This is a genomic window from Xanthomonas sp. 10-10 (genome assembly GCF_040182365.1).
GTDB classification, from domain to species: Bacteria; Pseudomonadota; Gammaproteobacteria; order Xanthomonadales; family Xanthomonadaceae; genus Xanthomonas; species Xanthomonas arboricola_F.
In genome coordinates this window covers 1,733,014-1,756,474 of the sequence record NZ_CP144460.1, presented here as the reverse complement: position 1 = coordinate 1,756,474, position 23,461 = coordinate 1,733,014, and the positions used below count along the sequence as shown (strand labels likewise).

22 protein-coding genes and 1 other RNA gene are annotated in these 23,461 nt (G+C 65.7%); 2 read left to right on the top strand and 21 right to left on the bottom strand.

Features of this window, described 5'->3' with window-relative positions:
* Positions 1-264: 264 nt before the first annotated feature.
* From VZ068_RS07450 to rlmD, 11 genes are all read right to left on the bottom strand, one after another.
* A complete protein-coding gene (locus VZ068_RS07450) occupies positions 265-1,575 on the bottom strand; it encodes an NAD(P)/FAD-dependent oxidoreductase (RefSeq protein ID WP_349657310.1) in 1,311 nt (436 codons plus the stop codon).
* A 96-nt stretch (positions 1,576-1,671) separates the two neighbouring features.
* Positions 1,672-1,878, bottom strand: coding sequence for a cold-shock protein (locus VZ068_RS07445; protein WP_003488188.1), 207 nt, complete (start codon positions 1,876-1,878; stop codon positions 1,672-1,674).
* Positions 1,879-1,965: 87 nt separating this feature from the next.
* A complete protein-coding gene (locus tag VZ068_RS07440) occupies positions 1,966-2,718 on the bottom strand; it encodes an S-methyl-5'-thioinosine phosphorylase (RefSeq protein ID WP_349657309.1) in 753 nt (250 codons plus the stop codon).
* Between the two features lie 222 nt (positions 2,719-2,940).
* Complete coding sequence (locus VZ068_RS07435; RefSeq protein WP_005991984.1) at positions 2,941-3,495, bottom strand: hypoxanthine-guanine phosphoribosyltransferase; 555 nt, start codon at positions 3,493-3,495, stop codon at positions 2,941-2,943.
* Positions 3,495-4,496, bottom strand: coding sequence for a beta-N-acetylhexosaminidase (gene nagZ, locus VZ068_RS07430; RefSeq protein WP_259153363.1), 1,002 nt, complete (start codon positions 4,494-4,496; stop codon positions 3,495-3,497). Before nagZ ends, VZ068_RS07435 begins: the two co-directional genes overlap by 1 nt.
* 357 nt (positions 4,497-4,853) lie before the next feature.
* Positions 4,854-4,930, bottom strand: a non-coding RNA gene (locus VZ068_RS07425) — sX9 sRNA.
* A gap of 59 nt (positions 4,931-4,989) precedes the next feature.
* Positions 4,990-6,585, bottom strand: a complete 1,596-nt coding sequence (locus tag VZ068_RS07420) for a cryptochrome/photolyase family protein (protein WP_349657308.1) — start codon at positions 6,583-6,585, stop codon at positions 4,990-4,992.
* Complete coding sequence (locus VZ068_RS07415; protein WP_349657307.1) at positions 6,560-7,567, bottom strand: FAD-dependent oxidoreductase; 1,008 nt, start codon at positions 7,565-7,567, stop codon at positions 6,560-6,562. Before VZ068_RS07415 ends, VZ068_RS07420 begins: the two co-directional genes overlap by 26 nt.
* A 37-nt stretch (positions 7,568-7,604) precedes the next feature.
* Positions 7,605-8,288 (bottom strand): DsbA family oxidoreductase, encoded by a 684-nt coding sequence (locus VZ068_RS07410; RefSeq protein WP_349657306.1) that lies wholly within the window; start codon positions 8,286-8,288, stop codon positions 7,605-7,607.
* Between the two features lie 149 nt (positions 8,289-8,437).
* Positions 8,438-8,935, bottom strand: coding sequence for a CYTH domain-containing protein (locus VZ068_RS07405; protein ID WP_259153359.1), 498 nt, complete (start codon positions 8,933-8,935; stop codon positions 8,438-8,440).
* A 108-nt stretch (positions 8,936-9,043) separates the two neighbouring features.
* A complete protein-coding gene (rlmD, locus tag VZ068_RS07400) occupies positions 9,044-10,378 on the bottom strand; it encodes a 23S rRNA (uracil(1939)-C(5))-methyltransferase RlmD (RefSeq protein WP_349657305.1) in 1,335 nt (444 codons plus the stop codon).
* Between the two features lie 160 nt (positions 10,379-10,538).
* Here rlmD and VZ068_RS07395 point away from each other — a divergent pair, with 160 nt between their 5' ends.
* Entirely contained in the window at positions 10,539-11,261 is a 723-nt protein-coding gene (locus tag VZ068_RS07395; protein ID WP_039424755.1) for a response regulator, read from the top strand.
* 113 nt (positions 11,262-11,374) lie between these two features.
* Here the strand turns inward: VZ068_RS07395 and recO are convergent, their stop codons facing one another.
* From recO to rpoE, 10 genes are all read right to left on the bottom strand, one after another.
* Positions 11,375-12,097: a DNA repair protein RecO gene (recO, locus tag VZ068_RS07390; RefSeq protein WP_259165953.1), complete on the bottom strand. Its 723-nt coding sequence runs from the start codon at positions 12,095-12,097 to the stop codon at positions 11,375-11,377.
* A gap of 142 nt (positions 12,098-12,239) precedes the next feature.
* Entirely contained in the window at positions 12,240-13,016 is a 777-nt protein-coding gene (locus VZ068_RS07385) for a hypothetical protein (protein ID WP_349657304.1), read from the bottom strand.
* 25 nt (positions 13,017-13,041) lie between these two features.
* Entirely contained in the window at positions 13,042-13,941 is a 900-nt protein-coding gene (gene era, locus VZ068_RS07380; protein ID WP_259165958.1) for a GTPase Era, read from the bottom strand.
* Complete coding sequence (rnc, locus tag VZ068_RS07375; RefSeq protein WP_259165965.1) at positions 13,938-14,618, bottom strand: ribonuclease III; 681 nt, start codon at positions 14,616-14,618, stop codon at positions 13,938-13,940. The genes era and rnc overlap by 4 nt, the downstream gene beginning before the upstream one ends.
* Positions 14,608-15,015, bottom strand: coding sequence for a DUF4845 domain-containing protein (locus VZ068_RS07370; RefSeq protein WP_259165968.1), 408 nt, complete (start codon positions 15,013-15,015; stop codon positions 14,608-14,610). Before VZ068_RS07370 ends, rnc begins: the two co-directional genes overlap by 11 nt.
* The gene (lepB, locus tag VZ068_RS07365; RefSeq protein WP_104611436.1) at positions 15,016-15,816 is read right to left on the bottom strand and encodes a signal peptidase I; all 801 of its coding nucleotides are present in this window, start codon (positions 15,814-15,816) and stop codon (positions 15,016-15,018) included.
* A 104-nt stretch (positions 15,817-15,920) separates the two neighbouring features.
* Positions 15,921-17,711, bottom strand: a complete 1,791-nt coding sequence (gene lepA, locus VZ068_RS07360) for a translation elongation factor 4 (RefSeq protein ID WP_259153985.1) — start codon at positions 17,709-17,711, stop codon at positions 15,921-15,923.
* A gap of 187 nt (positions 17,712-17,898) precedes the next feature.
* Positions 17,899-19,473: a DegQ family serine endoprotease gene (locus VZ068_RS07355; RefSeq protein ID WP_349657303.1), complete on the bottom strand. Its 1,575-nt coding sequence runs from the start codon at positions 19,471-19,473 to the stop codon at positions 17,899-17,901.
* A 109-nt stretch (positions 19,474-19,582) separates the two neighbouring features.
* On the bottom strand, positions 19,583-20,461 hold the full coding sequence (locus VZ068_RS07350; RefSeq protein ID WP_349657302.1) for a sigma-E factor negative regulatory protein: 879 nt from the start codon (positions 20,459-20,461) through the stop codon (positions 19,583-19,585).
* Positions 20,458-21,078 (bottom strand): RNA polymerase sigma factor RpoE, encoded by a 621-nt coding sequence (gene rpoE / locus VZ068_RS07345; protein ID WP_005991949.1) that lies wholly within the window; start codon positions 21,076-21,078, stop codon positions 20,458-20,460. The genes VZ068_RS07350 and rpoE overlap by 4 nt, the downstream gene beginning before the upstream one ends.
* 235 nt (positions 21,079-21,313) lie before the next feature.
* On the opposite strand from rpoE, the gene VZ068_RS07340 reads away from it, so the two are divergent.
* Positions 21,314-23,395, top strand: coding sequence for a 3-hydroxyacyl-CoA dehydrogenase NAD-binding domain-containing protein (locus VZ068_RS07340; RefSeq protein ID WP_349657301.1), 2,082 nt, complete (start codon positions 21,314-21,316; stop codon positions 23,393-23,395).
* The last annotated feature ends 66 nt before the right edge of the window (positions 23,396-23,461 follow it).

The following is a 23,461-nucleotide window of genomic DNA, read 5'->3' as shown; positions in this document are numbered from 1 at the left end:
TGCGCTCGCCACCAGGCAGGCGCGCCCGGCGCCCGGTGCGGCATGCCTTCCTCGCGCACGCCTACTCGTACATTCCGATTCCGGGTGCGCCATCCCTATCCGACGTCTGCGCGCCCATCTTTGTAGTCGCCGCTGGCAAACCGCGTACACGCAGGCGACGTCGCGTTGCTACTACGCCAGATGGAGCCACGCACACAGCGCGGCGAACCGTCGCCGAGCGCTGCGGTCGATGCATTGCTACCGAAGCCCGGCGATCCGTGCGCCTTACGACGACTCGCCACGCGCGGTGGGCACATGCGTCTGGTCAGCTGCGGTGGCAACGCCCTGTGGCCGTGGCAGCGCTTGGGGCAATGGTTGCGACAGCGCGTCCACGAACTCGGGGGCCAGTGCCAACTTGCCGAACCAGCCGTGCTGGGTGCCGCTGAGCACGCGCAACATGTGGCCACGACCGCCCGGTACGCGTCCCATCGGCTGCAGCAACAGATCGCGCCCGCGCGCCCACAGGTCGCGCTCGGATTGAAACAGCGGCGTGAGCCAGCGGCTCCAGCGGTGATAGATCGCCACATGCGCCTGGCGTTCGCGCTGATAGCGCTGCAAGGCGTCATCGATATCTTCGCCCGCGCGCAATGCGTCGCGCATGGCCAACGCATCCAGCAACGCCATGTTGACGCCCTGACCCAGCTGCGGGCTCATCGCATGTGCGGCGTCGCCGGCCAGCACGAAACGGCCACGATGCCAGCGCGTCATCACCGCGTCGCGATAGCTGGCGCGTGCCAGCGCGGTGTGCACCTGCACGCTGTCCAGACGCAGATGCGCGTCCGGCCACATCTGCGCCACCTCCTCGCGCCATGCGCCGATGCCGCGTTGCTCCCAGGCTGCGAAATCGCTGCACGGCAGGCTCCAGAAAAAACTCAGCCGCGGGGTATCGTCGCCAGGCCGCGTGCCGACCGGCAACAGCCCGATCATCTTGCGCGCACCGATATAGCGCTGGCGCAGCTCGTCGACGAACGGCCAGTCCTCGCGCGGCAACAGACACCACAGCGCGCCCCATGGATATACCCGATCCAGCCGGGTTCCCTGCACCTGCGCGCGTAGCGTGGAAGCCGAGCCATCGGCGGCGATGATCAGATCGTAAGGACCATGCCATTGCCCACGCTGGTCCTGCACACGCCTGCCCTCGTGGTCGATGGCGGTGATCCGGGTATCGGTATGCAGCTGCGCGTACTCGGGCCAGGCATCGCACAACAGCGAGAACAACGCACCGCGCTGCATGCCCACCCCCATCAGACGGGCATCCAGATCGCGGTATTGCATGTCCATCACCGCGCGCCCGCAGGGCGTCTCGCCGTACAGGCGGCGCACCGGCGCGCCATGCACCAGTGCCTGCGGCAACAGGCCCATCTTCCACAACACCTGCAGGCCGCTGGGCTGCAGCAGGAAACCGGCACCGACCGGCCCGGGCCTTTCGGCGCGCTCGAACACGTCCAGTCGGTGGCCATCGGCACCCAGCAGGACCGCCAGTGCCTGCCCCGCCGTTCCATACCCCACTACCGCAATCCGTAATGCTTGTTGCATCGTCCCTGCTCTGGTTCGCTGGCACCGGCCCCGCATGGGCCGGTGTAAAAAAAACCCCGCCGTGGCGGGGTTCTTCAACCGCACAATCGAGTCGGTTTACTCGACCGGCGTGATGTTCGAAGCCTGGGCACCCTTGGGGCCCTGGGTCACGTCATAACTGACGCGCTGGCCTTCCTGCAGGCTGCGGAAGCCCTTGGAGTTGATCGCGGAGAAGTGCGCGAAGACATCGGCGCTGCCGTCCTCCGGTGAGATGAAGCCAAATCCCTTGGCGTCGTTGAACCACTTGACGGTACCGTTCGGCATGGTGATGCGAGACCTTTGCAATAATTAATGGGTGGTGTACGGCGGTGCGTACGCGCCGAGTATGCAAAGCTTATTCCCCAATGACAATCACCCGCGTGCAAGTTCGCCGATCAGTTCGGGCAACCCGGACGAGGCGGCATCCACGTTGGCCAGCACCTCGGCCATGGTGATTTCCTGCGCGTCGCCGCACCCGGCCGCCCAGTTCGCCACGATCGCCAAACACGCATATTCCAGGCCTTTTTCGCGCGCCAGCCCGGCTTCTGGCATGCCGGTCATGCCGACCAGGTCGCAGCCGTCGCGACGCATGCGGGCGATCTCTGCAATCGTTTCCAGACGCGGCCCTTGCGTCGCACCGTAGCAACCGCCAGCCACCATCGTGACGCCTGTCACCTTGGCCGCAGCGATGACCTTGCTGCGAAACATCGGCGAATACGGATGCCCGAAATCCACGTGCTGCACCTCGCTGCCCGGCTCTTCGCAGAAGGTGGACACGCGCCCCCAGGTGTAGTCGATCAGTTGATCGGGACACGCCAGCACGCGTGGGCCGAACCGTTCGGTGATGCCGCCGACGGTGTTGAGCGCGAGCACGCGCGAGGCGCCGATTTGCTGCAATGCAGCGATGTTTGCGCGGTAATTGACCTTGTGCGGCGGCAGCGAATGGCCTTCGCCATGCCGCGCCAGGAACGCGACCCGATGGCCGAGCAACATGCCGACGCGGATCGGTCCGGATGGCGCGCCATAGGGCGTCTCCAGCTTGTGGGTCTGCACGTCATCGAGCTGCGCGAGCTTGTAGACACCAGTGCCGCCGATCACGGCCAATGCGATGGAATGGGAAGACACAACCGACCTCTGCAACATAACGGACGTGGAAGCGCGCAAGCGCGCAGGAGTGCCCGCGCGATGGCGGACCGGTGATTGGAAGCGACCAGCAACATAGGACGGGCGATCTGTCGCAGGGTTTGGCCGCCAAGGCAGCGCATTGCCCCGGTGCAAACCCACCCTGCGCAGCTGCCAGGTTCGCCTGGCGGCTACGCCACCGCGTCGAGGGTCGCAGCGCGCGTCTTATTGCTTCATCGCGTAGATGGCAGGAATGCCGCGCAGCTGTTCGTTGACGTCCATGCCGAATCCGAACACGTAGCGGTCGGCCACTTCCACGCCCACGTAATCGGCGGTCACGCCCGGCACGCAGCGGTCGTGGCGTTTGACGGTCAACACCGCCACGCGCACGTCGGTGGCGCCCTGCTCCAGGCACCACTGGCGCACGCCCTGCAGCGTATAGCCTTCATCGAGGATGTCGTCGACCAGGATCACCCGGCGGCCGAACAGCGCGGTGGCCGGGCGGTGCTTCCACACCAGCTCGCCGCCGACGGTTTCGCCGCGATAGCGGGTGGCGTGGAGGTAATCGAACTGCAGGTCCTGCCCACGCGCGCCCAACTCCAGCGCCAACTGGCCGGAGAACGGCAGCGCGCCGTGCATGATGGTGAGATAGACCGGCACCTCGCCGGCATAGTCGCGCGCAATGGCATCGGCAATGGTGGCGACGGCAGCATCGATGGCCGGGCGGTCGACCAGCAGATCGGCTTGGGCCAGGGCCTGGGAAATGGTGAGCGTGGACATCAGGCAATTGATCCGAAAGGGGCGGAAGGAGTGTTGAAAGAGGCGTCGGTACCGGCAAGCAGGCCGTCCCAGCCGAGCGCGCCGCGACCGATCAGGCCGATCAGCGCTGCGGTGTTGAGGCTGCGGTTTTGCACCGCCTGCAGCGATTCGTCGACCAGTTCAGGATGGCAGACCAGCACGACGTCGCAGCCGGCATCCAGGTGCGCGTGCACCCGGCCCGCTACGCCCCCGGCGCTGAACGAGGCCGCCATGCCGATGTCGTCGGAAAACACCACGCCGCGGAAACCCAGCTGTCCGCGCAGGATCTGTTCGATCCAGCGCTGCGAGTAACCGGCCGGTTCCGGCGCGACCTGCGGGTAGACCACGTGCGCCATCATCACCGCATCGGCGCCGGCCTCGATGCCGGCCACGAACGGCAGCAGATCTTCGGCCTGCAGTTGCTCCAGCGACCGCGGGTCGCTGGCATGGTCCACATGGGTGTCTTCAAGCACCGTGCCGTGGCCGGGGAAATGCTTGAGCGTGGCGGCCATGCCGGCGCCGTGCAGCGCCTGCACATAGGCGCGGGTGAAGGTGGCCACGATCTGCGGGTCGTCGCTGAAGGCGCGATCGCCGATGGCGCGGTTGCCGCGGCCCAGATCCACCACCGGCGCAAAACTCAGGTCCACGCCGCTGGCGCGCACTTCATTGGCCATGAGCTGCGCATGCGCGCCGGCCGCGGCGAGCGCGCCTTGCGGATCCTGCAGATACTGCGTACCGAAGCTTTGCAACGGCGCCAGCGCGCTGAAGCCTTCGCGGAACCGCTGCACGCGGCCGCCTTCCTGGTCCACGCACAGCAACACCGGGCGCGGCGCGGCTGCGCGGATGGAGGCCGACAACTCGGCCACCTGGGTGCGCGAGGCGAAGTTGCGCTTGAACAGCACCACACCGGCCACGGCATCGTGCTGCAGCCAGTCGCGTTCCTGTGTGCTGAGTTCGGTACCGGCAACGCCGATCAGAAGCATGTTGGGGGACTCCCGGGCCAGGCGCCACGAGGGCGCAGCGCGGCATTGTCGCAGATGCGCGTTGCAGCGTCAGATTGCGCATTCAGGCAAGGGCTGACGTCTCCCCCGCCGAAATGCCTTGCGACCAGGCGTTGCGGTGCCGCGCGCAGCCGCCGCCCGCGTGATTGCCTGCGTGGCCAGGTTGCTGCGCTGGCTGGCTCGCGACATTCGTTCGCACCGCATATCCGGTAGCCGGCAGACCCGGCAGCCACTGTGGCTGCGCTGGCCTGGTCGCCCCCACGTGGCGGTCTTCGGGGGCACAGGCGGCCGCCTTCCGACCCCAGGGCAGACGAGTCAACATGCGCCGACTCCAAGAGCGGCTGACAAAACGTCGCGCGCCGTCGTCAGGTGGGTGTGGACGGCGCGCTCAGAACCGGCGTGTACGCGTGGCCGATGCCGCACCGAGCACCGGCCGCGCCCGCCTGGCGGAGAGCACGCTCCTTTGTCAGCTGCTCTAAAGACGTTCCAGATTCGCCCGCCAGTGCGCGGCCTGGGTCTGGATGCCCTCCAGCACCTGCGGCGCCATGCCGTCGAGCTGCCGATACGGCATCGCCAGGCGCTCGTTCGTGCCCAGCAGCGGGCGCTGCCGCGCCAGGAAATCCCAGTACAGCGCGTTGTAGGGACAGGCCCGCGCACCGACGCGCGCCTTGCGCTGATAGCTGCAGCCGCTGCAGTAATCGCTCATGCGATCGATATAGGCCGCACCGCTGATATACGGTTTGCTGCCGAGCAGGCCACCGTCGGCGAATTGACTCATGCCCACCGTGTTGGGCAACTCCACCCACTCGAACGCATCGATATAGACACCCAGATACCAGCGATGCAGCGCCTGCGGGTCCAGCCCCGCCAGCAACGCGAAATTGCCGATCACCATCAGCCGCTGGATGTGGTGCGCATGCGCGTCGGCCAGCGAATTGCCGACGGCATCGGCCAGGCAACGCATGCCTACCTGCCCGTCCCAGAACCAGTGCGGCAGCGGCGCATGCTGATCCAGCCGATTGGACTGCGCATAGCCTGGCATCTGCGACCAGTACACGCCGCGCACGTACTCGCGCCAGCCCAGGATCTGGCGGATAAAGCCTTCCACCGATGCCAGCGGTGCATGCCCCTGCCGCCACGCCGCCTCTGCACGCGCGATCACTTCGGCCGGGTGCAGCATCTTGACGTTGAGCGCGAACGACAGCAGCGAATGAAACAGCCGCGGACTTTGCGTACTCATCGCATCTTCATAGCGGCCGAAATCCGGCAACGCAGTGGCGATGAAGGCATCCAGATGCCGCAAGGCTTCGTCGCGGTCCAGCGGCCATGGCAGCGCCTGCGCATTCGGCGCGCCAAAACTGCGTACGCCGGCGGCTTCGATGCTGCGCCACAACGCGCCATGGTCGTGCGCGGCGCGCCACTCCTGCGGTGCCGGCGGATCGCCCGGCCACGGCGCGCGATTGTCGCGATCGAAATTCCAGCGCCCCCCTTCCGGTTGGCCGGAGGCATCGAGCAGGATGCGATGGCGCGTGCGCATGCGTCGATAGAAGACCTCCATGCGCCACTGCGTTGCAGCGCGGAAACACCCTGCCACCTCATCGCGTTCGGTCAGAAAATGCTCGCTATCGACCATGCGCGTGGCGAACGCGCAGCCCGCGCTCCAGTGCCGCAGCGCTTCATCCAGCCGCCACTCGTCCGGCGCCTGATACTGCAGATGCTGTGCACGGTAATGCGCCATCAAGGCCTGGAGATTGGCCGGGATGGATTGCCGATTACTGGGGGCATCGATCGCGACATAGCGCACGCGGTGCCCGTCATGCCGCAAGCGCGCGGCAAACGCGCGCATTGCCGCAAAGATCGCCAGGATCTTCTGCGCGTGATGCAGCACGTAATCGGTTTCCTCGCGCACCTCCATCAGCACGTAGACCACGCCCGGGTCGTGCGCGGCAAACCAGCTGTGCTGCGGATTGAGCTGATCGCCCAGGATCAGGCGCAAGGTGTGTGCGGATGCCTGTGGGGTGAGGTCGGCTGCGCCTGCCACAGCGTCACTCGTGGCCGCTGCGCGCGGCATCGCTGGCGCGCACACGCTCCGCCAATGCCACACCACTTTGCCAGGCACCTTCGACCTTGCCGCCGGCCAACCAGTCGCCGCACAGACCGATGCTCAATCGCCGATCCCACGCACAGCCGATCTGCGAGGGCGGATCGGTGCTGGCCGCAGTCCAGCGATAGGCGTCGCAGGACTGCGGCAATGGCAAACCGAGCACAGGCAACGTTGGCAGCACACTGGCGATCACCGCTTCGGGTTGTGCATCAAGATGCGCTTGGCTCCAATCGGCGGTGGTATGCAGCAGCCAGGTTTCGGCGCCCTGACGTCCAGGCTTGCTGGAGTTGCGCGCCACCCAGCGCAATGGCCCGACGTTGACGAACAAGGCGTCGTAACCGGGATCCACCGGCGTGTCGAAATGCAGCACCACCGCCCAGGCCGGCCGCATCTTCGCGCCAGCGGCAATCGTCGCGAGCGTGGGCGCGCTGTTGGCCAGTAATGCAGCTGCAACTGGCGCAGGCACTGCCAGCAACACGGTGTCGAAAGCGCGTGTCGTCTCGTCTCCCGACACTGCCAGCTGCCATGTGTCACCGTCGCGCTGCAGCGATCGCACAGCGATCAGCAATCGAACATCAAGTCCCGCCGCAAGCGCACGCGCCGGTGCGGCCATGTCCGGCACACCGACCAAACGCGTCAACTCGCTCTGCGAAGCGCGAAAGTCGGTGCCGTTCCAACTGGCGACGCGTGCAGGCCAGGCCGCTGCGACGCCGCTCGCAATCCACTTGTCCCCCACCGCCGCAAACGCCGGATCGCGTGCGGTGAAATACTGCGCGCCGTGGTCGCACTGCCAGCCATCGCCTGCGCAACTGCGCATGCGTCCGCCGGGCACATCGCCCTGCTCGAACAGCGTCACGGTAAACCCCTGCGCCTGCAGCCGTTGCGCGCAGGCAAGCCCGGCCAACCCGGCGCCGATCACCGCAACCGTCTTCGAGCGGGTGGGCGTCATCTTCAGCTGCAGGCAGCTGCAACACGCCGCCGGCCGTTCATACCGCGCAGCCGTCCGGCCCGCAGGCATCGGGACCACCGATCGGCGCCGATTCGGCGGCCAGCTGCAAGAGCGCCTGCGCGAAGCTCTCCGGCGGCTGCGCACCCTGGATCAGGCTGCGTCCGTCGATGACGAAACTGGGCACCGCACGGATTCCCAGCGCAGCGGCCTGCGCCAGTTGTGCTTCCACGGCAACGATGCCTTCGTCGGAGTCCAGCAACGCACGCACGCGCGCCTCGTCCAGACCGCCGGCGGCTCCGGCAGACACCAGCGTTTCGGTCGCGCCGACGTTCTGGCCTTCGGCAAAATGCGCATGGAACAGCGCTTCGATCACCGCCTCGACATCGCCCTCGCGGCTCGCCAGCCAGATCAGCCGATGCGCACGCAGCGTGCTGACCTGCACCTGGTCGCGTCCGAAATCGAATGGCAGGCCTTCGGCCCGCGCAGTGGCCTGCGTCTGCGCGAGCATCTGCTCCACGCGCGCGGCACCGCCGAACTTTTGCGCCAGCGCATCGCGCAACGGCGTCGGCTCCAGGCCGGCGTCAGGGTCCAGCTGAAACGCGTGGTAATGGATGTCCAGCGCAGGTGCCTGCGCGCCCAGCGAGACCACCGCCTGCTCGAAACGGCGCTTGCCGATCCAGCACCAGGGACAGACAACGTCAGACCAGATATCGATGCGCATGGGCGGGGATTGGAGAGTCGTCATTGGGGATTGGCAAAGCATAAACCCAATACCAAGGCAGGGATTGGCGAGTCGCAACGCAAGCAGCCCAAGTCCGACGCGCCACTTCAGCTGTTACGAATCCCGAATGCCCAATCCCGAATCCCGAATCACAAATCCCCGCCCCAGTTCCTGAACGGATGCGACGCCAATGCCAGGTTGTAATAGCGCACATCGTCGGTGACTTCCGCACCGATCCATTCGGGCTTGGCGAAGGCCTCGTCGGCACTCCCGAGTTCGATCTCGGCCACCACCAGCCCGGCGTTGTCGCCGAGAAACTCGTCCACCTCCCACACGTGGCCCTGGTACTCGACCAGATGCCTACGCTTGTCGATCAGACCGCCGACACACAGCGCCAGCAGCGCGCGCGCATCGACCACCGGAATCGGGTAGTCGAACTCCTGCCGGGTATGCCCCACCTGCCGCGACTTCAGGTTGAGAAATGCGCTCTCGCCCTGGATGCGCACCCGCACCGACGCGTTCTGCGCACCACTGCGCATCGCCGCCTGGTCGTTGATGTAGCCCTGCGCCATCGGGATCACCGCATGCGCGGCGCTACGCCAACCGTCGCCGGTCACGAGAAACTTGCGTTCAATTTCAATGGGCATGGGATTTGGGAATCGGGAATCGGGAATCGGGAATCGGGAATCGGGAATCGGGAATCGCAACAGCATACGGCGAACCGCCTCTACGATTCCCGATTCACCATTCCCGATTCACCGCCTCTCAAACACCGCAATGCTTTCCACATGCGCAGTATGCGGAAACATGTCCATCGCGCCGGCGGACTTGAGCGTGAAGCCCTGTTCGTTGACAAGGTAACCGGCATCGCGCGCCAGCGAGCCGGGGTGGCAGCTGACATAGACGATGCGCTCGAACTTTTTCAACGGCAGTTGCTGCAGCACTTCCAGTGCGCCCGAACGCGGCGGGTCCAGCAGCAGCTTGTCGAAGCCCTGCTTCATCCAGGGCGCATTGCGTTGGTCCTGGGTCAGATCGGCCGCATGGAACTGCGCGTTGTCCAGGCCGTTGCGCTGCGCGTTTTCCCTGGCACGTGCGACCAAACCGGCATCGCCCTCCACGCCGACCACCTCGCGCACCGTCCGTGCCAGCGGCAGGGTGAAATTGCCCAGACCGCAAAACAGATCCAGCACGCGGTCGTCGGGTCTGGCATCGAGCAGCGCCAGTGCGTGCGCAATCATCTTCTGGTTGAGCGAGGCATTGACCTGGATGAAGTCCAGCGGCCGGAACGCCAGCTCCACATCCCATTGCGGCAGGCGGAACGACAGCGGCACGTCCTGCGGCCACAAGGGATGCACGCTGTCCACGCCGCCGGGCTGCAGGAAGACCGCAAACCCGTGCGTCTGCGCGAAGTCCACCCAGGCCTGCCGGTCGCGCTCGCTGAGCGGCTGCATGTGGCGGATGGTCAACGCCACCGCATCGTCGCCGGCGATGAACTCGATCTGCGGGATGTCGCGCTTGCCGTCCATGCTTTCGACCAGGGCGGCCAGCAGCTCAATCTTCTCGCCGATCTGCGGGATCACCGTGTAACAGACCGACAGGTCGGCCACAAAACGCGGGTCGAGTTCGCGAAACCCCACCAGGGTCTTGTCCTTCTTCTCTACCCGCCGCACCGAGAAACGGCCTTTGCGCCGATAGCCCCAGGCGTCGCCGACCAGCGCGGGCAGCACCGCCTGCGGGCTGACGTGGCCGATGCGCTCGAGGTTGTCCATCAGCACGCGCTGCTTGGCCACGATCTGCTGCGACTCTTCCAGGTGCTGCAACACGCAGCCGGCGCACACGCCGAAATGCGGGCAACGCGGGGCGACCCGCTGCGGCGAGGCCTCCAGAACTTCAACCGTCTTGGCTTCATCGAAATGGCGGCTGCGCGCGGTGGGTTCGGCACGCACCAGTTCACCGGGCAAGGCACCGCTGATGAAGGTGACCTTGCCGCCCTCGCCGTCGCGGCGCGCCACCCCACGGCCGTCATGGCTCAGGTCGGTGATGGCGGTCTGAAAGGGAGTACGGTCGAAACGGTTTCGGGTTCTGGCCACGTGGCGACAAGCTGCGGGCAAAAAGGGTGCGTATTGTCGCAGATGCGATCGACCGAGGCCGCCCTGCGCGGGATGGCAATTGTCGTGCCCTGCAAACACAGGCAAACTTGGCCTGCGCGCCGCAGCTGAGGACGCGGCACCGCTGACAAGGAGGCAGCACATGAATATGGCGACACGTCAGGAACCCCACCCACGACTCTTGCTGGTGGAAGACGACCCGATCAGCCGCGGCTTTCTGCAGGCTGCCCTGGAAAGCCTTCCGGCCCAGGTGGATTGCGCCGATTCGTTGTCGTCGGCGCTGGACCGCGCGCGCGAACGTCGCCACGACCTGTGGCTGATCGACGTCAACCTCCCCGATGGCACCGGCAGCGGCCTGCTGCGCGCGTTGCGTCTGCTGCACCCGGATGTGCCCGCACTGGCGCATACCGCCGATGGCGACATGGCGATGCAGCGCGGCCTGCAGTCCGACGGCTTTCTGGAGATGCTGGTCAAGCCGCTGACCACCGAGCGCCTGTTGCAGGCGGTGCGTCGCGGCCTGGCGCGGGGCCGCTACAGCGTGGCGCCGGTCGGCGTGGTCGACATCGCCGCCAGCGATTGGGACGAAGCGGCAGCATTGAGCGCACTCAACGGCCAGCAGCATCATCTCAACGCTCTGCGCGAACTGTTCCTGGCAGAGCTGCCGGGCACACGCGATGCGGTCACCTCCGCACTGAACATCAGCGACGAGCAGGCGCTGCGCAATCACCTGCATCGGCTGCAGGCCAGTTGCGGCTTCGTCGGCGCCGCCCGGCTGGCCGGCGCGGTCCGCCTGCTGCGTGGCGACCCGCAGTCGCGCACCGCGCAGACCCAGTTTCATGCCGCAGTGGCCGCGTTATTGCATTGAGCTGAGGCTGCCGCAGCCGCCAGCGCCGGTAAGGTCAGGCGCTGGCTGGGTGTCGAAGGGAGCGGAGACGCGACAATGACACGCGACACGGCGCTTGGTCCGGGTCGTGCAGATCAACGCCGCCGCGCCAGATCCTCGAGCATTTCCCAGGATTTCAGGCCGCGTCCGTTCAGATGATGCAACAGCACGCTGCGCATGCTGCGGCGCAAGCCGGGCATGTCGTCGGTGGCCGGCATCGTATCCTCCCCCAGCGCCAGCAGCGCTGCGCCAGTCACGGTTTCGCGCCGATCCTGCGCCAGACGTTCGCTTAGTACCCGCATGGCGCCCTCTTGCGGATCGAGTCGATAGCGCGCCGCCGGGTCGATCGGCTGCCCGTCGCTGTCGTGCTGCAGATCGAAGGCAAACCCCAGCCCATCCAGCACATCGCGCTCGAACCGGCGCAACCCCCACGCCAGCGACAACTCCGACGCCAGATGCGCCCGCGCCTGTGCATAGCACGCGTAGAGCTCCGGCACCGCATCATTGCGAGGAGCCAGGCGCAGCAACAGCTCGCTGATATAGAAACCGGCCAGCATGCGCTCGCCGACCAACCGCGGCGCAGTGTCCAGCGCCTCGGCCTGGCGCAGCTGGGCAAGTTCGCCGCGCTGCACGGCCGTGAACTGGATCAGTTGCAGGGGCTGCAGCGCCGCACGCAGGGCCTGCTTGCGCGGACCCTGCACCCCACGCGCCAGCAATCCGACACGTCCGTGCTGCTCGGTCAGCACTTCCACCAGCAAGCTGGTTTCGCGCCAGGCACGCACATGCAGGACGAAGCCGTGTTCGTGCTCGATCAGCATCTTGGGCCAGCGCTCACCACTGCACTTACAGCCCAGGCCATGCGGCCATCACGCATTCGGCAGCGCAGGTGCCAACGCCGCTGCGGCATTTTTCGTATGTTCCCGAGGACGACAGAAAGGGCACATGCAACGCTGCAATCGGCTACGAGGCGTTGCCTGCGGCAAGACAGCGCCTCAATTGATCTCTGGCTTGGTGACCATCGTGCCACTCGATTTCGAACACCTGTTTGTTGTCGATGAGTAACCGGTAATGCGCGTTGTCGTCTATCCCGCCCAGCATTGCCTCGGCACTGGGGACTGCGAAGGCGATCGTGACCAGGTCAGTACCGGGAGTGAGATAGTGAAAGGCGCGCACGGTTGTCGGCTTTCCATCGCCGCCGTCCAGCCCCACCTTGATCGAGCCGTCCTTCTTGGGACGCGGCAATCCGGGACCGGTGAACGATATCAATGCACGGCGATAGTCGCCTGAAGGGCCGGCCAGGGTCACGATACCTTGCAGATTACCGTAGGCCGCAACGCAATTATCGCCAGGCTTCGCGTCGGCGCTCGGGTTGAAGTGCTGCCAGAAGCCCTTGCGGAAACGCTGATAATTTGGATCAGTCGCAAGCTTGGCTTTCTCGCTCAAGAGCATCTGCGCCATGCCCAGGGCAGCGGTCGCGCGCGCCTTCATCGGGTCGTATTCGGGCTGCGCCGCACCTGTCGAGGCTGCGCCATCACGAATGCATAAAGGTGTCGGTGCAAGGCCGGGACCACCAGGTGCGGTCCCCACCATGCGCTCACCGGCTCCGGGCGTATTGGAGCAGGGAAAAGTCTGCGCATTCACTGCAAATGGCAGCAACCCGAGCACCAGCGCTCCCGCCATCATCCTGCCGACACCCAATGCCCCTGGGCCACCAAAGTTCGCTTTCTTTCGCCGCATCGTGCACCTCCATGTTGATCCGAAATTAGTCGCCGTACCCAAATGCCTTGAGCGCTCCCTCGTCATCCGACCAGCCCTCGCGCACGCGCACCCAGGTTTCCAGGAACACTTTCGCACCGAATAGCCGCTCCATCTGCAGACGCGCCTTGCCGCCGATCTCCTTCAGGCGGGTGCCGCCCTTGCCGATCACGATTGCCTTCTGGCCCTCGCGTTCGACCCAGATCACCGCACCGATCCGCAGCAGCGCGCCGTCTTCGGCAAAGCGCTCGATTTCCACGGTGGTGGCATACGGCAGTTCTTCGCCCAATTGACGCATCAGCTGCTCGCGCACCAGCTCGCCGGCCAAAAAACGCTGGCTGCGGTCGGTGATTTCGTCCTCGCCGTACATCGCCTCGGCTTCGGGCACCAGCTTGAGCAGATCGCTCACCAACGCTTCCAGCCCTTTGCGCTTGAGCGCGGACACCGGATGCACTGCGGCAAACGTCCGCCCTTCACTGACCTGCGCCAGAAACGGGAACAGCGCGGTCTTGTCCTTGAGCCGGTCGACCTTGTTGACCACCAGCACCACCGGCACTCCGGCGTCGCTGAGCACGCGGAACGCCAGCGTGTCTTCCTCGTCCCAACGGCCGGCTTCGATGACCAGCACGGCGGCGTCCACGCCTTCGAGCGACCCGCGCGCGGCGCGATTCATTACCCGGTTCATCGCGCGCTTTTGTTCGCGATGCAGCCCGGGCGTGTCGACCAGCATCAACTGCCCTTCCGGGAAGGTGGCGATGCCCAGCAGCCGATGCCGCGTGGTCTGCGGCCGATTGGACACGATACTGACCTTGGCGCCCACCAGGGCGTTGGTCAGGGTGGATTTGCCGACATTCGGCCGGCCGATGACGGCAACGCTGCCGCTACGGTGGGGAGTGGTTTCGCTCACGTGTTTACATCCAGTTGTGCGATGACGGTAGCCGCCGCCTGTTGCTCGGCAAGACGGCGCGACGTGCCCTGGCCCTCGGCGCGGGCGATGGGCTGCTCCAGGATGCAGGCGACGTGGAACTGCTTGGCATGTTCGTCGCCGCTCTCGCTGATCAGGGCGTAATTGGGCAACGGCAGCTGCCGTGCCTGCAGCCATTCCTGCAGCCGCGTCTTGGGATCTTTTTCGGCCTTGCCGACCGGCAGTGCCGCCAGCGATGGTTCAAACCACGGAAGCACCACCTCCCGGCAGCGCTCGAATCCGCAGTCCAGATAGATCGCCGCGACGATCGCCTCCACCGCATCGGCCAGGATCGAATCGCGCCGATGGCCACCGGACTTGAGTTCGCCCGGGCCCAGCGTCAGCCGCTCGCCCAGATTGAGCGTGCGTCCGATCACCGCCAGCGCACCTTCGCGAACCAGTTCGGCGCGCGCGCGCGTCAATGCACCTTCGTCGGCCTTGGGCCAGCGCCGATACAGCGCCTCGGCGATCAGCAGGTTGACGATGCCGTCGCCGAGAAATTCCAGTCGCTCGTTATGCGGCGTCCCGGCGCTGCGATGGCGCAGCGCCTGGGCGAGCAACGCCGGATCGGCGAATGCGTGCCCGATAGGATCGCCACGTTGGAAGGTTCTATTCGACACCGCGCTTCGTCAAATCCTGTTCCGTATCGAACTTGCCGACAACATCCAGATTGCCAACCAGCTCACGGCGTACCTCGTAGTTGACTTTCATCCGCCAACCACCCTCGATGCGTTCGAACTTGACGTCTTCTTTTTTGACGTTTTCCGAATAGTTTATGTAAAGCCGCTTGAAGAACATGTCCTGCAACTTGGACGGATCCATATCCGCAGTACCAACTTCGTTTGCAAGCCCCTTCATCGAGGTGCGCACCGCGTAGTACTCCTGATACATCGGAAACAGCTTCATCCCGATGTACAGGCCAAATCCGACCACCGCCAGCACCACCACGAACGACGTCAACGTCATACCGCTTTGCTTGCGCTTCATTGTGCTTTCCCCGGCACGCCGTGCGTGCATTTACTGGATTCCAGTCCCGATCCGCGATGGATCGAAACTCCCCTTGCAGAACCACCCTTCGCAATTGAGCCAGATCAAGAACGCCTTGCCGCGCAGATTGGCCTCCGGCAGGAAATGCGTCTGGGTCCAGAACCGGCTGTCTTCGCTATTGTCGCGATTGTCCCCCATCACGAAATAGCTGTCTGCAGGCACCGTCCAGTCGCCCTGCCCGGCCGGCATGTTGCGGTCCACCCACTCCAGCACGGTGTGCGTGCGGCCCGGCAGGTCCTCGACCAGCAGCGTGGTGCCGGTCATCTCGGCGCCCTTGCCCTTGCCGATGTACTCGCCCTTGACCGTGTAGCGCATCGGCTTGTCGTTGATATACAGCGTATCGCCATGAAATCCGATCTTGTCGCCCGGCAGGCCGACCACGCGCTTGATCCAGTTCTGGTCCGGCGCATGCGGCGGCTTGAACACCACCACGTCGCCACGCTTGGGCTCGCCGGTGGGGATGAACTTGGTATTGGTGATCGGCAGACGGAAACCGTAGGCGAACTTGTTGACCAGGATGAAATCGCCGATCAGCAAGTTGGGCATCATCGAGCTGGACGGAATCTTGTACGGCTCGGCGACGAAGCTGCGCAGGATCAGCACCACCGCCAGCACCGGGAAGAACGCACGCGAGTAATCGATGATCGCCGGCTCGCTGTCCAGCAGCCCGGCACGTGCGGCACGGCGCTTGGCCAAAAACAGCTTGTCCAGCAGCCAGATAAAGCCGGTACCCAGCGTCAGCACAACCAGGATGATTTCAAACCATTTCATTGGTGTTCCTTTCGGAAAGGGAATCGAGAATCGAGAATGGGGAATTGGAACAGCAGGAGCACGTGCGCCCTTACGATTCCCGATTCCCGATTTACCATTCCCAGCTACTTATCCATCTGCAGCACGGCCAGGAAGGCCTCCTGCGGAATCTCCACGCGGCCGACCTGCTTCATGCGCTTCTTGCCTTCTTTCTGCTTTTCGAGCAGCTTTTTCTTGCGCGAAACGTCGCCACCATAGCACTTGGCCAACACGTTCTTGCGCATCGCCTTGACCGTGGAGCGCGAGATGATCTGCGAGCCGACAGCGGCCTGAATCGCCACGTCGAACATCTGCCGCGGGATCAGGTCCTTCATCTTTTCGCACAGCTCGCGGCCGCGCCGGTCGGCATGGCTGCGGTGCACGATCAGCGACAATGCATCGACCTTGTCGCCATTGATCAGCACGTCCACGCGCACGAACGGGCCGGCATCGAAGCGCACGAAGTGATAATCCAGCGAGGCGTATCCGCGGCTCACCGACTTGAGCTTGTCGAAGAAATCCAGCACCACTTCGGCCATCGGCAGCTCATAGCTGATCTGCACCTGGCTGCCCAGATAATTGATGCTGATCTGGGTGCCGCGCTTTTCTTCGCACAGCTTGATGATGTTGCCGATGTACTCCTCGGGCGTCAGCACGTTGGCGCGAATGATCGGCTCACGGATCTCCTGCACCAGGTTCAACTGCGGCAGCTTGGCCGGGTTGTCCATGTTGATGATGGACCCGTCGGTCTTGAGCACTTCATACACCACGGTCGGCGCGGTGCTGATCAGGTCCAGGTTGTACTCGCGCTCCAGACGTTCCTGCACGATTTCCATGTGCAGCATGCCCAGGAAGCCGCAACGGAAACCGAAGCCCATCGCCTCGGAGCTTTCCGGCTCGAAGCGCAGCGCCGCATCGTTCAGACGCAGCTTGTCCAGGGCTTCGCGCAGATCCGGATAGTCCTCGGCATCGACCGGGAACAGGCCGGCGAACACGCGCGGCTGCATTTCCTGGAAACCCGGCAATGCATGCGGCGCCGGATCGGCGGCCAGGGTCAGGGTATCGCCGACCGGCGCGCCATGCACGTCCTTGATCGAGGCATTGATCCAGCCCACTTCGCCAGCGCCCAACGACGCCAGCTCCTTGCGCTTTGGAGTGAACACGCCGACCTTGTCGACCAGGTGCGTGCGCCCGGTCGACATCACCAGAATCTTGCTGCCCGGCTTGATCTCGCCCTGCATCACGCGCACCAGCGACACCACGCCCAGGTAGTTGTCGAACCAGGAATCGATGATCAGCGCCTGCAGCTTGTCGGTATCGCGCGGTTTTGGCGGCGGGATACGGTGCACGATCGCTTCCAGCACCAGATCGATGTTCAGACCGGTCTTGGCGCTGACTGCCACCGCGTCTTCGGCATCGATGCCGATCACCGCTTCGATCTCGGCCTTGGCACGGGCGATGTCGGCGGTGGGCAGGTCGATCTTGTTGAGCACCGGCACCACTTCCAGCCCCTGCTCCACCGCGGTGTAGCAGTTGGCCACCGACTGCGCTTCCACGCCTTGCGCCGCATCGACCACCAGCAGCGCGCCTTCGCAGGCGGCCAGCGAGCGGCTGACTTCATAGGAGAAGTCGACATGCCCGGGGGTATCGATGAAGTTCAGCTGGTAGACCTGCCCGTCCTTTGCCGTGTACGGCAAGGACACCGACTGCGCCTTGATCGTGATGCCACGTTCGCGTTCGATCGGGTTGGAGTCGAGAACCTGGGCCTCCATCTCGCGCGCCTGCAGGCCGCCGCACAGCTGGATGATCCGGTCGGCCAGGGTGGATTTACCGTGGTCGACGTGGGCAATGATGGAGAAGTTGCGGATATTCCGCATTGAATCAGAGGACATTGAGGTGGGCGCCGGCGGTGCCGTCGTCAGGGTAACGCAGCATTATCGCACGCTACGGCCCCGCGGGGCCGGGAATTGGGAATCGGGAGTGGGGAATCGGAAAAGCCAGGCGAGCTGTCGCCTCGCGGAGCCGCTCTTGCCATTCCCGATTCCCGATTCTCCATTCCCTCCGTTAGCCGCCAGCCTTCAGGGCCACATAGCTGGTCGCCTTACCGTCGGTGACCAGCAGCATGACCACGTCGCCCTTCTTGTAGCTGGACAGCGCGCGGTTGAGTTCGGCGACGCTGCCCACCTTGGTGCGGCCGACGCGGGCGATGACCAGGCCCGGCGAGAGCGGCGGCTGGGTGCTGCGCGCCGCAGCCCCGGTGACCGCGGCAATCCGCACGCCCTCGCCCGCTTCCAGGCCCAGGCGGCTGCGCTCGGCAGCGGTCAGGTCGGCGACCTGCAAGCCGAGCAAGGCCACGCTGGCGGGAGCTTCCGGCTTGGCGTCCGCGGCCGCAGTACGCGGCGCGGCGTCGTCGCGACCATCCTGCAATGGCGCCAGCACAACCGACACCTGGCGCGGCTTGCCGTCGCGCAGCACGTCCAGGTTGACCTTGGTGCCCGGCGCCATCAGGCCGATCATCGGCGGTAGATCGCTGGCGACATCGATCGGCTTGCCGTTGACGGCGCGGATCACGTCACCCACCTCGATTCCGGCCTTGGCGGCCGGGCTGCCCGCGGGAATGTCGTTGACCAGCGCGCCGCGCGTATCCGGCAGGCCCAGGCCCTGCGCCTTGAGCGAATCGATCGGGCCGACCGCCACGCCCAGCATGCCGCGGCTCACATGGCCGGTAGCCTTGATCTGCTCGGCGGCGCTGAAGGCCAGATCGATCGGGATCGCGAAGCTGATCCCCATGTAGCCGCCCGACGCGGAGAAGATCTGCGAGTTGATCCCGACCACTTCGCCGCGGGTATTAAGCAGCGGGCCGCCGGAGTTGCCCTGGTTGATCGCCACGTCGGTCTGGATGAAGGGCACATAGCGCTGATCCGCATACGGATTGCTGCGACCGGTGGCACTGACGATGCCGGCAGTGACCGAGTGGTCCAGCCCGAACGGCGAGCCGATCGCCACCACCCACTGACCTGGCTTGAGCGTATTGGAATCGCCCAGGCGCACGGTCGGCAGGCCCTTGGCCTCGATCTTCAGCAACGCCACGTCGAACTGCTCGTCGCTGCCCACCACCTTGGCCTTGAACTCGCGGCGGTCGGTCAGCTTGACGGTCACCTCGCTGGCGCCATCGACCACGTGGTGATTGGTCAGCACATAGCCGTCTGCGGAAATGATGAAGCCCGAGCCCATCGACTTGCCGGCGATGCCGCCATCGTCATCGCCCTGGCCCGGCCCTTGCCTTGGGCCGCCCGGCATCTGGAAATCCGGGCCGAAGAAGCGCTTGAAGAACTCCGGCATCTGCTCGTCGTCCGGCATGCCGCCCTGACCACCGCGCCCGCCACGGGCAGAACGTGCCATCGCATCCTTGCGGGTGATGGTGGTTTCGATATTGACCACGCCCGGGCCAACCTGTTCGACCAGATTGGTGAAGTCCGGCAGGCCGGCGACCAACTGCGGCGCCGGTGTCGCGCTGCGGTTGGCGGCAATCGGCGCACTGGTCTTGGCCTCCGGCGGCGGCGCCTGCTGGGCACAGGCTGCCAGCGGCAAGGTCATGGCGATCAGGCCAAACATCTGGGTACGCATGCGGTGATTCATCGAGTTGCCTCCGATGGCAGGGCGACAGGGGCCGCAACCCGCGACATGACGCGGGCCCGGCAAGTTAACGGGAGGAAGGGCGCCGACTGGATGAAGATCGGCAGCAGGATCAGTTCTGCGGGACCGGCACCGGCAGCGGCCGGCCTGGCGCGGCAGTACCGGCCGCCTGGGGCGCAGGCTCGAACGGATAGAACGCCGGACCCTGACGGCTCTGGCTGAAACCGGCGTTGAGCGGGCTGTCGCCTGCACCGGACAGGGCCGAGCGCGGCCACGGGCGCGCCTGCAGCGTCGTACCCGGATGCGTAAATGGATTGGAGCTTGCTGCCGGGCTCACCGCTGCCGCAGGAGCCGGGGCCGCGGAGGCCACCATCCGTGCCGGGGTCGGTTGCTGACGTGTTGCCGCGTTGCGCGCCACCTGCTGGTTACGCGTGGCGGCACCGCGGCGGGTGGACGCCAGCGCAGCGGCCGGCACCGCCGCAACCAAGGCGCCACCGTCGCCGGGGTTGGCCGGGTCGGGGACGGCCGGCGTCTTCGGCGCCGCTGGCGGCTGCGCAAGGGCGGGCACTTGCGCGGTGGTGGCATAGACCGGCACAGCGGATGCTGGCGACGCCGTCTCCGGCAAGCGCTCGCGCGCCATGAACAACGCGATGGCGGCAACCGACGCAGCAATCGCCGCACCGCCACCCCAACGCCAGCGTGCGGCCGAGCGCGGTGACGGCTGCGCCTGCGGCGCGGGCTCATCGGCAATGGCGCTGCGGACACGCGCGGCAAAATCCAGCGGCGCCGGCGCACTGGCCGCACCGCGCAGCACGTCGCCGCACAGCTGCCAGCGTTCGTGGCAGCCGGCCAGCTCCTCATCGTGCGCCAGACGGCGCAGCAAAAAGCGCGATTCGTCAGCGTTCAACTCTCCGTCGACCAGTGCAGACAACTGCTGCCGGTAGTGACGTTCGAATTTGTCGGTGGTGGACATGGCAGGGTTATCGCTCATACACGGTGTCGCTCACGGGTAGCGCTTTCGGTCTCCAGCAGAGGCCGCAGCTCGATGTCGATGGCCTCGCGCGCCCGGAAGATGCGCGAGCGCACCGTTCCGATCGGGCAATCCATCTTTCGCGCGATGTCCTCGTAGCTCAGCCCCTCCACCTCGCGCAGGGTGATGGCCGACCGAAGTTCTTCCGGCAGGGCTTGGACCGCACGCATCACCGTTTGTTCCAGCTCCTGTCGCATCAATTCGCGCTCCGGGGTGTCGTTGTCGCGCAAACGGGTCGCCCCATCGAACTGCTCGGCATCGCTGATCTCGATGTCGTCGGTGGGCGGACGGCGGTTGTGCGCAACCAGATGGTTCTTGGCAGTGTTGACGGCAATGCGGTGCAGCCAGGTATAGAACTGGGAGTCGCCGCGGAAACTGTTGATCGCGCGGTAGGCGCGCACAAACGTATCCTGGGCCACGTCCTGACATTCGCTCCAGTCGGCGATGTAGCGCCCGATCAACGCAACGATCCTATGCTGGTATTTGCGCACCAGCACATCGAACGCCGCGCTCTCGCCGCGCTGCACACGCCGGACCAGTTCCAGGTCCAGCTCCTGAGGTGTATCGACTTCGGCCATGTCGGGCCGCACTCCTGTCAGCCCACCGAAGTCGGGCAATGAGACCGCCGTTGAAGAGGAAAGTTCATACCGATCGGTACGATCGTCACGTAGCAGGGTAGCGGCTCGGGTGCGCCGCTGGCGACGCCTCCTGCGAAGCGCATGCCGCCCTGTCGACTGGTATGGGTATTTGACGTGATGGAAACAACCTCTGGATGATAACGGCCTTTCCTTATATCGCCGGATGGCCAGACGCATGCTTCCAGGTTTCGACGGGCTCCGATTCAGCCATTGGCAGGCCGACCTGCGCGAGGACGGCGTGGTCGTGCTCAGCCTTGATCGCCAGGGCGCACCGGTCAACGCGTTCTCGCAGGAGGTGCTGCTCGAACTGGGCGCCCTGGTCGAGCGGCTGGCGCTGGAACCGCCCAAGGGCGTGGTGCTGCGCTCGGCCAAGCCCAACGGCTTCATCGCCGGCGCCGACCTGAAGGAATTCCAGGAATTCGACCGCAAGGGCACGGTCAACGATGCGATCCATCGCGGCCAGCAGGTGTTCCAGAAGCTAGCGGAGCTGCCCTGCCCCACGGTGGCGGCGATCCACGGCTTCTGCATGGGGGGCGGCACCGAGATCGCGCTGGCCTGCCGGTATCGGGTGGCATCCGACGATGCCGGCACGCGCATCGGCCTGCCGGAAACCAAGCTCGGCATCTTTCCCGGCTGGGGCGGCAGCGCCCGCTTGCCGCGCCTGATCGGCGCACCGGCGGCGATGGATCTGATGCTGACCGGGCGCACCGTCGCAGCCAGGGCCGCGCGGGCGATGGGGCTGATCGACAAGGTCGCTGCACCTGCCGTGCTGGTCGATGTCGCCGCCGCGTTGGCCTTGAACGGCACCACGCGTCCGTTCAAGCAACGTGCGACTGCCTGGGCCACCAATACATTGGTGGCACGCAAGCTGCTGGCGCCGCAGATGCGCAAGCAGGTCGCACGCAAGGCGCGCAAGGAGCACTACCCGGCCCCGTACGCCTTGATCAACGTGTGGGAGCGCGCTGGCGGCAGCGGTATCCAGGCGCGGCTTGCAGCCGAGCGCAAGGCGGTGGTCAAGCTCGCCAGCACGCCGACCGCGCGCAACCTGATCCGCATCTTCTTTCTTACCGAGCGGCTGAAGGCGCTGGGTGGCAAGGATGCTGGCGCGGCCGCATTGCCGCCGATTCGTCATGTGCACGTGATCGGTGCCGGCGTGATGGGCGGCGATATCGCGGCCTGGGCGGCCTACAAGGGCTTCGAAGTGACACTGCAGGATCGCGAGCAGCGCTTCATCGATACGGCGCTGGGCCGTGGCGGCGAGCTGTTCGCCAAGCGGGTCAAGGACGAGGCCAAGCGCCCGGCGGTGGCGGCGCGCCTGCGTGGCGATCTGGCCGGTGCGGGCGTGACGCAGGCGGACCTGGTGATCGAGGCGATCATCGAGAACCCGCAGGCCAAGCGCGAGCTATATCAGTCCGTCGAGCCGCAGCTCAAGCCCGATGCGTTGCTGACCACCAACACCTCGTCGATTCCGTTGACCGAGCTACGCGGGCATCTCCAGCGTCCGGCGCAGTTTGCCGGCCTGCACTACTTCAATCCGGTGGCGATGATGCCGCTGGTGGAGATCGTGCAGCACGATGGCCTGGATCCGGCCAACGTGGCCCGCCTGGCGGCGTTCTGCAAGGCGCTGGACAAGTTTCCGGTGCCGGTGGCGGGCACGCCCGGGTTCCTGGTCAACCGCGTGTTGTTTCCGTATCTGCTCGAAGCGGCCACCGCTTATGCCGAAGGCGTGCCGGGCCCGGTACTGGACAAGACCGCAGTGAAGTTCGGCATGCCGATGGGGCCGATCGAACTGATCGATACGGTGGGGCTGGATGTCGCTGCCGGCGTCGGCGGCGAGCTTGCGCCGTTCCTGCACCTGCCGATTCCTGCGGCGCTTGCCACCGTGGAGCCGGGCAAGCGCGGCAAGAAGGACGGCCAGGGCCTGTACAAGTGGGAAAACGGCCGCGCGGTCAAACCCGAGGTGGCCAGCGGCTATGCCGTGCCGCCCGATCTGGAAGACCGTCTGATCCTGCCGCTGCTCAACGAGGCGGTTGCCTGTCTGCACGATGGCGTGGTGGCCGATGCCGACCTGCTCGATGCCGGTGTCATCTTCGGTACCGGCTTCGCGCCGTTCCGCGGTGGCCCGATCCAGCATATCCGCAGCGTCGGTGCCGATGCCCTGCTCGAACGCCTGCAGGCGCTGCACGCCCGCTATGGCGAGCGTTTTGCCCCGCGCCTGGGCTGGGACTCGCCGGTGTTGCGCGAGCCGGTGGCGTGAGGCTGTAGCGACACGTGCGCGGGTAGCGACTGCAGGGGCCAGCCGACGACCGTGGCCGCGCAGCAG